At 58.5% G+C, this 12,436-nt stretch carries 8 protein-coding genes; 5 read left to right on the forward strand and 3 right to left on the reverse strand.

All coding sequences use genetic code 11. The features are described 5' to 3' along the window. Positions 1 to 35: 35 nt before the first annotated feature. On the reverse strand, positions 36 to 254 hold the full coding sequence (locus BN5935_RS03610) for a helix-turn-helix domain-containing protein (protein ID WP_082944188.1): 219 nt from the start codon (positions 252 to 254) through the stop codon (positions 36 to 38). A gap of 152 nt (positions 255 to 406) precedes the next feature. Here BN5935_RS03610 and BN5935_RS03615 point away from each other — a divergent pair, with 152 nt between their 5' ends. Both BN5935_RS03615 and BN5935_RS03625 read left to right on the forward strand, forming a co-directional pair. After that, positions 407 to 3,856 (forward strand): hypothetical protein, encoded by a 3,450-nt coding sequence (locus tag BN5935_RS03615; protein ID WP_064974897.1) that lies wholly within the window; start codon positions 407 to 409, stop codon positions 3,854 to 3,856. Positions 3,857 to 4,196: 340 nt separating this feature from the next. After that, positions 4,197 to 6,230: a glycoside hydrolase family 2 protein gene (locus BN5935_RS03625; protein WP_064974899.1), complete on the forward strand. Its 2,034-nt coding sequence runs from the start codon at positions 4,197 to 4,199 to the stop codon at positions 6,228 to 6,230. Here the strand turns inward: BN5935_RS03625 and BN5935_RS03630 are convergent. Beyond that, the gene (locus tag BN5935_RS03630; RefSeq protein WP_204244884.1) at positions 6,151 to 6,753 is read right to left on the reverse strand and encodes a WbqC family protein; all 603 of its coding nucleotides are present in this window, start codon (positions 6,751 to 6,753) and stop codon (positions 6,151 to 6,153) included. The two genes, BN5935_RS03625 and BN5935_RS03630, sit on opposite strands and share 80 nt — an antisense overlap. Continuing rightward, complete coding sequence (gene ispG / locus BN5935_RS03635) at positions 6,750 to 8,234, reverse strand: (E)-4-hydroxy-3-methylbut-2-enyl-diphosphate synthase (RefSeq protein WP_064974900.1); 1,485 nt, start codon at positions 8,232 to 8,234, stop codon at positions 6,750 to 6,752. Before ispG ends, BN5935_RS03630 begins: the two co-directional genes overlap by 4 nt. 163 nt (positions 8,235 to 8,397) lie before the next feature. Here ispG and recG point away from each other — a divergent pair, with 163 nt between their 5' ends. From recG to BN5935_RS03650, 3 genes are all read left to right on the forward strand, one after another. Further along, on the forward strand, positions 8,398 to 10,509 hold the full coding sequence (recG, locus tag BN5935_RS03640) for an ATP-dependent DNA helicase RecG (RefSeq protein ID WP_064974901.1): 2,112 nt from the start codon (positions 8,398 to 8,400) through the stop codon (positions 10,507 to 10,509). Between the two features lie 77 nt (positions 10,510 to 10,586). Continuing rightward, positions 10,587 to 11,384, forward strand: coding sequence for a DUF3108 domain-containing protein (locus tag BN5935_RS03645; protein WP_064974902.1), 798 nt, complete (start codon positions 10,587 to 10,589; stop codon positions 11,382 to 11,384). 112 nt (positions 11,385 to 11,496) lie between these two features. Beyond that, complete coding sequence (locus BN5935_RS03650; RefSeq protein WP_064974903.1) at positions 11,497 to 12,432, forward strand: hypothetical protein; 936 nt, start codon at positions 11,497 to 11,499, stop codon at positions 12,430 to 12,432. The last annotated feature ends 4 nt before the right edge of the window (positions 12,433 to 12,436 follow it).

Consider the following 12,436-nt stretch of genomic DNA (forward strand, 5'->3'; position numbering starts at 1 on the left):
TTTGGAGACAAGTATATAAATATAGGTGTCGATCCTCAGCGTATCACGTCGCGCAGGTTAACATTCAGCGCATTACAGATGATGCACATGGTTCTTATGGTCAGATTGGTCCGTCCCGCCTCGATACGGCTCAAGTTGGATCGTTCCATGTCGCACCGGTATGCCAACTCCTGTACGGTCAGCATACGCTCCTTCCTCAACTCCTTGATCCTCGTAGAGATATATCGGATCTCCTCCTGATAATCCATTCCCATTTTAAAAATTTGGACAAAAATTTTGCTGTGCAAATTTTTATATATATATTTGCACCATGCGTATCATATATGATACCATAAGTCAGCGTCGCAAATGAGTAACAAATTGAAAATTACATGCAAAACACATCTTCATTTCAATCTTTCGTACTATGAAAAACAACTTATTCAGAAAATTTCTGGCAGTGTTCCTGACCGGAACATTGCTCGGTGCCGTCGGCTGTAAGGACTACGACGACGACATCAACGACCTGAAGGGTCAGATCGACGACCTGAAGGGCAAAATCGAGCTGAAGGCCGACGCTTCCGCCCTTCAGACGATCACCGACAAATTGCAAAATGTCGACTTCTCGACATTCGTCACCAACGCCCAGCTGGATACCAAGCTAGCCGGTTACGTCGAGAGCAGCAAACTGGTTGACGAAGTAAAAAAACTCGGTTACAAGACCGAAAAGGAGATCCTGGACCTGATCGCTAACAACACGCTCGATCAGGCAGCCATCGACAAACTGATCGAGGCTCAGTTCACTTTCGCCAATATTTGGACGAAGGAGGTTCAGGCGGAAGTTCAGAAGCTGATCGAAACCGAGATCGGTAAGATCGAGGGTGTAACTGCCGCCGATCTCGCCACCATTAAGGCGGAGATCATCAAAGCGATCAATGACGACAAAGAGGTTGACGGTATCCGCGAGGCTATCTCGAATATGGTCGGCTCGGGCTTCTCCCAGTACATGGCCGAATATATCAAAGGCAATCAGGATGTCTGGGCCGGTCAGGTAGGCAATGCCGCTATCGCTGCCATCGATGCTGCCGGTTCCGAACTGAAAGAGAAGATCCTCGACATGATTTCCGAAGACGGCACATTCCTGGAGCAGGATGACCTCACACAGACATTCGCCGAGTACGACAAAAAGATCACGGCTATCTGGAGCGCTATCGACGACCTCGCCGGCCGCATCCAGTCGATCGTATTCGTCCCGACGGAGGTCGGAGCCGATTATGACGTAAACTTCGGCGGTTCGTACATTGCTGGCGCTAAGGCAGCCGACAACATTCCGCTGGCTTCTTCCCCCAAGGTGAAAATCGCTTTCCGTGTAGCTCCTGCTGCTCTTGCCGGAACGCTCGCCGAGCAGATCAACGAGGGAGAGGTAGAGGTTTCGTTCATTCCCGAAGAGGTTAAGACCCGCGCTGCCGAAGCCGAAGCTCCCGTAACCTACGAGGGCGACGTAGTTGCCGAGGACGGCAAACTGATCTTCACGGCTGTTGCCGACGAGGCTCTCTACGAGGAACTCAAAGAGGAGGGCAAAACCTATGCTGTCGCCCTCTGTCTCAAGCAGGAAACCAAGCCGAACGAAGACGGCAACGGATACAAATATGTAGGCTTCGAGATCGTTTCGCCCTATATCTCGACCACGGGTGCATCTGCGGATGTCAAAGCCAATTTCGTACTGGCCAAGGCCGGCGAAGAGGACAAACTCGTCGAGTACACGGATGCCGCCGTTTATCCGCTGGTATGGAACTCGACCGAGACGATAGTACTGTTGAGTGACTATCAGCTCGCTTACAAGGACGGAGAAGAGATCCTTTCGCTGGAAGACGCTGCCGCCAAGTATCTCTGGGATGCAGGTGTTGCCGAAAAGCTGGCATTTGCATACACCCACAAAACTGTAGCCTACTCTGGCAACGCCGGTGATTTCAGCAACCAGACCCAGCTCACGATCGATCCGAAAGACCCGACGAAGTCCGGAGACAGAAACAAGCAGATTACCGTCAAGAACAACGCTGCAAAACAGAGCGTTGATAATGTAGGCGACGTATTCACTGTCACCGACGATCTCACGATTACTTTCGATAAGAAGAGCATTGCATGGCTCTCCGGTATCAAATCGCAGGTTGAGATTACGGGCGACAAGGCTGCCGAGCTGACGGAGATCGACGGCGTGGTCAACTGGAAATATGCAACCTATGCAGCTGATAACACCTACTCGTTCACGGTTACCGTTCCGGCCGACAAAGCAATGGATTGGGAAATGTTCAACGAGTTGCCCGCATCGATCGATGCAGAGGTAGCAGCACTTCCCAAGGATAGCAAACTGGTTCTGGACGGTCAGGATGTACCTGCCGTAACGATCGCTCCGGTCAAGATGCTGAATGCCGAATCGGCACAGCAGCTCACGGTAACCGTAGCCAAGTGGCTGAACGGCAATGGCGAAGTAACCTTCACCGCCGCACCCAAGGTAGGCTCCACCGAAACGTTTGTCAACATCTCCGGTAAGGTAACCTTCAACGGACTGCCTGCATTCTCCTACGAGATAAAGAACGAGGGCGCCAAGGTAGGTGACAACTATGAGATCTCGTTCGAGAAAGTCAACGAAACGTTCTTCGACAAGCAGTATTTCGCAGACAAGGCAGCCGTAGCTACCTTCCTGAAGAACTTGACGCTGAACTATAGCGGTGTAAATGTAGCCGGAAACGACAAGGTAACCCCGATCGTTCTGCCCGCTGAGATTACGCTCGTAGACGGCGCAACGCTCAAACTGGCATTCGACGACGCGAATATCAACTGGGAGAAGCAGCCTTCGTACACCTACACCGTACCGACCGGAACGGGCAAGGGCAGCATCGTCAGCGACGACAAGGCATTCGAAATCAAGCTGACCGGTTCCTACACCCTGACCAACGAAATCTTCTCGCTCAAGGCCAACGATTTGTACCTCAAGCCCGGAGCCGCAGGCAAGAATCCGTTCATCGAACTGAATGCCGGTGTCAAAGACAACGCTGTTGTCCTGAACGCTATCGACCTCAAGCGTGCATACGATATGACCGAAGAGGCTAAGGCTGCAGGCGCAACGGTCAAATACACGCTGGTAAAGGACAATGACGATTACAAGACCTACGAAAGCGTTTATGGCAAAGGCGACGCCTCGAAATGGCCGTCGATCTCGGGCAGCAGCATGAGCTGGCAGAACTTCATCCTGTCGTCGTGCACGGTCAAAGCCGAACTGTTCGACAAGAACGACAAACTTTGCGCTACGGAAGAGTTCGACGTTACGCTGGTAGACCCGATCGACTTCGATTCGTGGAACTTCTTCCAGGGCGGCGAAGTCATCCTCCCGGCTGCAGGTGAGACCGCCGCTACGTTCAACATCGTGAACAAAGTGCTCGCCATGTCGACTGACGGCCGAGAGCCCGGCGAGTACAAGGAGAACAACAAGCCCGTCACGGTTGTCGCTGTTGCACGAGATGTCCTCGGCAATGAAATCTATACAAAGAACGAAGACGACTATACACTGTCGACGCTCGCTACGGCAACCAACGGCTACGGGTTCTTCTACAAAAATGATGAAAACACAGACCTGTATGTTGAATACGGCGAACTGAAATGGGCTACTTCCCCCATCGTAGGCGTAACGTTCGACAACAAGACTGGTGTCATCACGGCAGTAGCCAGCAACGAATCGGTAGCTGCCACGACGGCAACGATCGACGTAACCTACCGGTATCGTTTCGCTTACGAGCCCACCACGGACGATAAGGGCAAGGTAACGGGCTACGAAATGAAGCCGTTCACGAAGTCGATTAAGATCAGCTTCAAGAAATAACACCCGGAGTCAGCTTCCCGGGGCCAACGGTTCCGGGAAGCCCTCCCCTATCTTACGCAGGGGATGGCACCCAAGGAGTTGTTTTTTAGTTAACAAGTTTCACATACATCCTCTGCTTTTTGGCGGACCGAAGAGGCGCGGTCCGCCATTTTTTTGCACCCCTCTCAAAAGGGTCTGCCGGGCACAAAATCCCATCGGTTTGGGTTTGTGCCCGGTTTGTATTATCTTTGCCGAAGATAAACTTCGGCTTAGACAGGCGGCGCCTCGGCATAGTCAAATAAATTTGCCTCTGCCCTCGGCTTGCACTGTCTTTGCACAAGAACATTAAAAACAGCCTGCCATGAAACGATACATAGCGATTCTCCTGCTGCTCACGGGTCTCGTCTCGACGGCCCGCGCCCGCGAGGTCTTCCCGATCAACGAAGGTTGGCGCTTTTTCTTCAAGTCGGAGAAGACCTCCGACAACGCCCGCCACGTCACCCTGCCCCACAGTTGGAACACCGATCCGCTGGCCCAAGGCTACTGGCTCGAAACCACGGGCAACTACCAGAACGGCATGTACCTGCCTGTCGAATGGGCCTCGAAGCGCCTGTTCGTGAAGTTCTACGGCGTGCAGTCGGTGGCCGATCTTTTCGTCAACGGCAACTATGTCGGCACGCACCGCGGCGGCGCCTCGGCCTTCACGTTCGAGATCACCGACAAGGTTCGTTTCGGAACCGACAACGCCATGCTCGTGGTGGTCAGCAACAGCGGCCGCGACGACGTGCTGCCCACCTCGACCGACATGAACCTCTACGGAGGTATCTACCGCGAAGCCGAGCTGATCCTCACCGAGCGCACGGCCATATCGCCGCTCTATCTCGGTTCGGACGGCGTACTCGTGCGGCAGCAAACCATAAATCCTGAGAAAGTCGAGGGTGAGGTCGAGGTGCACATCACCTCGAAAGGCGACAACTCCTGCATGCTGAACGTGGCCATCACGGCCCCGGACGGCGTGCGCACCTACACCAAACGCCAGCGGGCGAAACTCGACGGCAAACCCGTCGTCGTACCGTTCACCATCGAAAACCCGGCGCTCTGGAGCCCCGACCGGCCGGCGCTCTACACCGTGACGGCCTCGATCGGCGACGAGACCGTGACCGACAGCGTCACGGTCCGCACAGGTTTCCGCGCGATAGCCGCCAGCACAGCCGGCGGGCTGACAATCAACGGGGTGCGGGTACCCGTACACGGCGTGACGCTCTACCACGACAACGCCCTTTCGGGCGGTACGCTGACCCCGTGGGATTACGACGCCGACCTCGGGCAGATCCGCACGCTCGGGGCCAACGCCCTGCGTTCGGCGGTAATGCCGCATGCGCAGTACCTCTACGACCGCTGCGACGAGCAGGGGATGCTGGTCTGGGTCGATACGCCGCTGCACCGCTCGTCGTTCTTGGGCGACGTGGCCTACTACGCCATGCCGGGATTCGAACAGAACGGGATGGAGCAGTTGCAGGAGATCATCGCCCAGAACATCAACCACCCCTCGGTGGTGATGTGGGGCATTTTCTCGCGCCTCTGGACCCGGGGCGACGACGTGACGCCCTACCTCAAACGGCTGAACGACGCGGCCCATGCGCTGGACCCGTCGCGTCCGACGGTGGCCTCGAGCGACCAGAACGGCAATATCAACTTCATCACCGACCTGATCGTCTGGCGGCAGGACGTGGGCTGGCGCCGCGGTTCGACCGACGACGTGATCCTGTGGCGCAACCAGTTGCAGAAGAACTGGTCGCACCTGCGTTCGGCGGTAAGTTACGGAGGTCCCGGATTCATCGGCCACAAGAGCTACACGGCGCAGGCCGAGCCGCGTTCGAACTGGATGCCCGAGGAGAAGCAAACGCGCTTCCACGAGGAGTACGCCAAAAACCTGCAGAACGATTCGCTGTTCTGGGGCATCTGGATCGACAACATGTTCGACTACGGAGCGTCGCGCCGTCCCTACGGGGTCAACGGCGCCGGGCTGGTGACGCTCAACCGCCGCGAATGCAAGGACGCCTATTACCTCTATAAAGCGATGTGGAACAAGGAGGAGCCGACGCTGCATATCGTCGACAAACGGCGCCGGCTGCGCGACCACGACATGCAGGCTTTCCGCGTCTACTCGTCGGCCGGAGCGCCCGTGCTGATCGCGGGCACCGACACGCTGGCCATGACCGAATACGCCCCTTTCCAGTACCGGACGGATTCGGTAGCCATGAAGGGGGTGGTCGAGGTGAAAGCCGCGGCGGGAGCGCTGCGCGACAGTGTGACTATTCTTGTCGGCAACGTGCTAAAACCGAAACGGACGCCGGTCCTTCGGCGAACAGCAGGTCCGCAAACGACAAATTAGGGCAGAAGGGCATCCGCTCGGAGAAGACCTGAAAATAGGGCTCGGCAACGAACGCCGGGCCCTCTTTGTGTTTGGGCCGCAGGTCGAGGTCGTCCGGGGCGGCGTCGACATAACTTTCGGAGAGCGCCGGCATCGGGACCTTCGCCAGCGAACACAGCGTGTCGAGCAGGGAGAGGTTGTAATCGACCAGAAATTCCCACTCCCGGCGGTAAAAGGGTTCGAAACGTTCGGCGTAGAAGTCGAAATAGGGCGACGACTTGTAGGAAGCCACCAATGCGCCCCAATGCTGGTGCTGCCAGCGTTTGGAGTAATCGAGGCGCACGTCGCGCATCGGCTGGCGGGGGCGGTTGGCGTTGCGGACGTGGACGGTGAGGTCCATCACCCCGTCGGTGGCCAGTATCCGCGCACGGTTGCGCTCGGAGCGCTTCACGAAGTGCTCGCCGAGGTCCACGACGCAGCCGCCGCGCAGGAGGTGCGTGAAATACTCCACCGAGGGGAGGTATGCGAGGGGAAGGATGGTCATGGCTCGATCCAATTCCCGTTGGCTTTTATCAGTTCGACCAGCCGGTCGAGGGCCTCCTCCTGCGGGATGTTGCGTTCGACGACCTCGCGCCCCTTGTAGAGGGTGATGCGGCCCGGGCCGGCGCCCACATAGCCGTAGTCGGCGTCGGCCATCTCGCCGGGACCGTTGACAATACAGCCCATGACACCGATGCGGAGGTTTTTCAGGTGCGACGTGCGGGCCTTGATGTCGGCGAGGGTCTTTTCAAGGTCGTAAAGCGTGCGGCCGCAACTCGGACAGGCGATATACTCGGTGCGTGAGAACCGCGTGCGCGCGGCCTGCAGAATCATCAGTTCGACCTCGCGGATCTCCGCGTCCGAAAAGCCCGGGGCATCGATCCAAATGCCGTCGGCCAATCCGTCGAGCAGCAGCGGCCCCAAGTCGGCGGCGGCTTTCACGGCGAGCGTCTCCAGCGAGGATTCTTCATAGCGACGTCTGACCACGACCGGTTCGTCGGGAACCTCGAGGTTCAGGATCGCGGCGCGCAGTTCGGCCGTCGGATTGCCCGACACGGCTTCGATCACGCGGAACCCGTCCAGCGGCTCGGTGTGCACGACGGGCACCGTCACGCGCGAACGACGACGGTATTCGGTCGGCGAATAGCGTTCGGGATGCAGCACCTCGAAGCGGCCCGGACGGTCGGAGAAATGGTCTGCAAGCAGTTGTGCCACGGGAATCTCGTTCTCGGGAGCCTCGGTGAGCGACACGCGGATCGTGTCGCCGATGCCGTCGGCCATCAGGGCCCCGATGCCCACGGCGCTCTTGATGCGCCCTTCGATGCCGTTCCCGGCCTCGGTGACGCCCAGATGGATCGGGTAGTGCATATCCTCGGCATCCATCGCCCCGACCAGAAGACGGTAGGCGGCGACCATCACGCGGGTGTTCGACGACTTCATCGAAACGACCACCTGATCGAAATCCCGCTCCCGGCAGACCCGCAGAAATTCCATCGCCGAGACAACCATGCCCTGCGGCGTATCGCCCCACTCGTCGAAAACGCGCTTGGCGAGCGACCCGTGGTTGACGCCGATGCGCAGGGCGGCGCCCCGCTCGCGGCACTGTTCGATCAGCGACTCCAGTTCGCCGTTCTGCGTGCGGTAGTTGCCGGGGTTGATGCGCACCTTGTCGACGTATTTCGCGGCGACGGCCGCGACCTCGGGTACGAAATGGATGTCGGCGACAATGGCCGTTGAAAACCCGTCGGCACGCAACTGCCGGACGACGTTTTCGAGGTTTTCACCCTCGCGGCGGCCCTGTGCCGTGAGGCGCACGATGTGCCCCCCGGCGCGGTCGATACGCTCGATCTGCGCCACGCTGGCGGCGGTGTCGTTGGTGTCGGTATTGGTCATCGACTGCACGGCGACGGGGTGTTGCCCGCCGATCGCAACCCCGCCGATGCGCACCTCGCACGCCGGGCGGCGTATGAATTCCGAAAGATTCATCTGTTTTTCACTTTTACAATTACAAAGATAGTGCAAGGTAAGCGCAATGCCAAACAAGTTTGGCGATGCGCCCGACTTTCACTATATTTACAGAACATAGGATGCGCCTCGGCAATGCTCAAACAAGTTTGGCATTGCGCTCGACTTTCACTATATTTGCCGGGTGGATATACTCGACAACGATATCAAATTCGTAGCGGGCGTCGGCGACGCCCGGGCCAAGCTCCTCGAACGGGAGCTGGGTATCCGCACGCTGGGCGCCATGCTCAGCCATTACCCTTTCCGTTACATCGACCGCACGCGCATCTACCGCATTTCGGAAATCACCGATGCGGCAGGTCTTTCCTATGTTCAGTTCCGGGCCCGCGTGACGGGCATGGCCTATGCCGGTGCAGGACGCAAGCGCCGCTTCACGGCCTTCGTCCAAGACCCCACGGGATCGGCCGAACTGGTGTGGTTTCAAGGCGTCAAGTGGATCGAGAAACGGATCGAAGTCGGACGCGAATACCTCGTCTTCGGGCGTCCGTCGTTCTACCGCGGGGAGCTGTCGATGGCCCATCCCGAGCTGGAGACCATGGAACAGGCCCTCTCGCGCAAGGCCGAGAGCGGCATGCAGGGCATCTACCCCTCGACCGAAAAGCTCGGCAACGTGCTGGGCACAAAGGGCATGTACCAGATCATCTGCAACGCATGGGCGCTGGCCAAAGACCGCATCGCAGACCCGATGCCTGAAGCCGTCCGCACCAAATACGGGCTTATTACGCTCCGCGACGCCATCTACAACATCCACTTCCCCCAGTCGCAGGAGTTGCTCCGGCAGGCCCAATACCGCCTGAAATTCGACGAACTGCTGGGCGTGCAGCTCAACATCCAGCAGCGCCGCACCGAGCGCCTCGCCAAAAGCAACGGGTTCCTTTTCCCGAAGGTCGGGGGCGTCTTCCATACTTTTTACAACGAAAAACTCCCGTTCCCGCTGACCGGGGCCCAGAAACGGGTCATCAAGGAGATCCGGCAGGACACCGTGACGGGATTCCAGATGAACCGCCTGCTGCAGGGCGACGTCGGCAGCGGCAAGACCCTCGTGGCGCTGATGACGATGCTGCTGGCCGTGGACAACGGCTATCAGGCCTGCATGATGGCCCCGACCGAAATTCTCGCCCGCCAGCATTTCGCCACCATCTGCAAGATGCTCGACGGCATGGATGTGAAAACGGCCGTCCTGACCGGATCGTCGAAGGCCAAGGAGCGCAGGCTCGCCCTCGAAGGCATCGCCTCGGGCGAGGTGGACATCCTGATCGGCACCCACGCGCTGATCGAGGACCGCGTGCAGTTCGCCAATCTGGGATTCGTCGTGATCGACGAACAGCACCGCTTCGGCGTGGAGCAGCGTGCGCGGCTCTGGACCAAGAACGAACAGCCGCCCCACATCCTCGTGATGACCGCCACGCCGATCCCCCGCACGCTGGCCATGACCCTGTACGGCGACCTCGACGTGTCGGTGATCGACGAACTGCCCCCGGGACGCCGTCCGATCAAGACGTTCCACTACACCGACGCGGCACGTCTGAAACTCTTCGGCTTCATGCGGCAGGAGATTGCCAAGGGCCGGCAGGTCTACGTCGTCTACCCGCTCATCAAGGAGTCCGAGGCGATGGACTACAAGGACCTCACGGACGGCTACGAAGCCATCTCGCGGGATTTCCCGCTGCCGCAGTACGTCACGGCGATTTGCCACGGCAAGATGAAGCCCGCCGACAAGGAGGAGTCGATGCGCCAGTTCAAATCGGGCGAAGCCCAGATTCTCGTGGCCACGTCGGTGATCGAGGTGGGCGTCGACGTGCCCAACGCCACGGTCATGGTCATCGAGTCGGCCGAACGTTTCGGACTCTCGCAGCTCCACCAGCTGCGCGGCCGCGTGGGCCGCGGCGGCGAACAGTCCTACTGCATCCTGATGTCGGGCGAGAAGCTCTCGCGCGAATCGCGGGCGCGGCTCGAAGCGATGTGCGAGACCAACGACGGCTTCCGGCTTGCGGAGCTCGACCTCAAACTGCGGGGCTCGGGCGACATCAACGGCACGCTGCAGAGCGGCATGGCATTTGATCTGAAGATCGCCAGCCCCACGACCGACGTGCAGATACTCACCGTCTCACGCGAGGCGGCGGCCGAGATTCTCGCCGCGGACCCCGCGCTGGCGCATCCCGCCAACCGGGGCCTCGAGGCGCTGAGGCGCCGCTACTCGGGACGCGAGGAGATCGATTTTTCACGCATCTCGTAATATCGAACACCTTACGAACGTTATTTTATCATTAACCCGTCAACACGACCCTGTCTTATCCAACAAAATCCGTTCCGATGAAACGCTTCCTGACCACCATACTCCTGCTCGCCGCAGCCTCGCCCCTCGCCGCGCAGCTCTACCATCCGGGCGAACAGCTCTTCTACCGCGTGAGCTACAAGGCCAAGATGTTCCCCAACACGGAGGTCGGCGCCGTGGAGGTCAAGACCACCGAGGAGAGCGCCGACGGCAAAACATACTACAAGGTCGAGGGCATCGGCCGTACACTGCCCACCTACCGCTGGTTCTTCAACCTCGAGGATGTCTACACGGTGTGGATCGATACTTCCGAGCTGCGCCCCGTGCGTTTCGTGAGCGACATCCGCGAGGGCGACTACACGTTCCAGAGCTATTACACCTATGTCTGGCCCGATTCGGTGGTCCGCACCCGCTGGCGCAGCCGCCAGAACCCATTTCAGGAGAAACAGATGCCGCTGAACGCCGAAAGCATGGACGCCATCTCGCTCTTCTTCAACCTGCGTTCGGCTTCGGCCGAGGATTTCCACGTCGGGGAGCCGGCCACGCTGCAAATGGTCCTGCAGGATACTGTCCGCCACCTCCATTACCGCTACCTCGGACGCGAGAACAAGAAGATCCGCAACATGGGCCGCTTCCGGACGCTGAAATTCGAATGCCAACTGGGAACGACCGAGGGGTATTCGTTCACCGACGGCACGATCTTCACGATCTGGATCTCCGACGACCGGAACAAAATCCCGCTTTACATCGAATCGCCGGTCAAGATCGGCAGCATCAACGCCTACATTTCGGGCTACAAAGGGCTTAAATATCCCGTCGAGAGCCTGATGAAATAATTTTTTTCGTATATTAGCGGAACAAAATGAACGTTTTCGTCAAGCCGGGCGCAGCACCGAACGAAATTCGGGCCATGCCGAAGCGGGAAAACGAAGAAAGAAATTCAACCTTATGGAAAACAGACAGGGATACGATCCTTCGGAATTCGAAGACGACGATTACATGAACCCCCAGCCCGACGCCGGGAAGTCGATCCGCGGATACCGCATCGTCATCATCATCCTTTCGGTGATTCTGGTGGCGATTTCGGTACTCTATTTCAGCATCCACCGCCAGCAGATGCTCGACAATGAACTGCTGCAGGCCGACCGTGACTCGATCCAGAACGATCTGGGACGCCTGATGACCGACTACGACGATTTGCAGATTTCGAACGACTCGATCTCCGCCGGACTGAATTTCGAGCGTGAGCGTGCCGACTCGCTGATGACGCGCCTCAAGAAGGAGCGGTCGTGGAACCTCGCCAAGATCAAGCAGTACGAGAAGGAGGTCGGAACGCTGCGCACCATCATGAAGGGCTATGTGAAACAGATCGACTCGCTCAACACGCTCAACAAACAGCTTATCAAGGAGAACGTCGGCTTCCGCAAGGAGATATCGTCGGCCAAGCTGCGCGCCGACATGGCCGAGGAGAAGGCCGCCGAGCTGGACAACAAGGTCAAGGTGGGTTCGGTGCTCCGCGCCCGCGACATCCGCCTTGCGGGCCTCAACGAGCGAAGCAAACCCGTATCGAGGGTCAAGAGCGCCGCACGCCTGCGCGTGGATTTCGTGCTCGCGGCCAACGAACTGGCCACACCGGGCAACAAGGCCATCTATGTGCGCATCACCTCGCCCGACGGCTATGTGCTGACCACCGAGGCGATGCCGACCTTCGAATTCGAGGGCGAGCGGCTGAGCTACTCCGCCATGCGTGAGGTCGATTACCAGAATCAGGACCTCGAAGTGGGCATCTACTACAACTCGACCGGATTCGCAGCCGGCACCTACCAAATCCAGCTTTACAGCGAAGGCCGTCTGATCGGCCAGACGCAGGTGGTGATGAAGTAACCCA

This window comes from Alistipes provencensis (assembly GCF_900083545.1).
Classification (GTDB): Bacteria; Bacteroidota; Bacteroidia; order Bacteroidales; family Rikenellaceae; genus Alistipes; species Alistipes provencensis.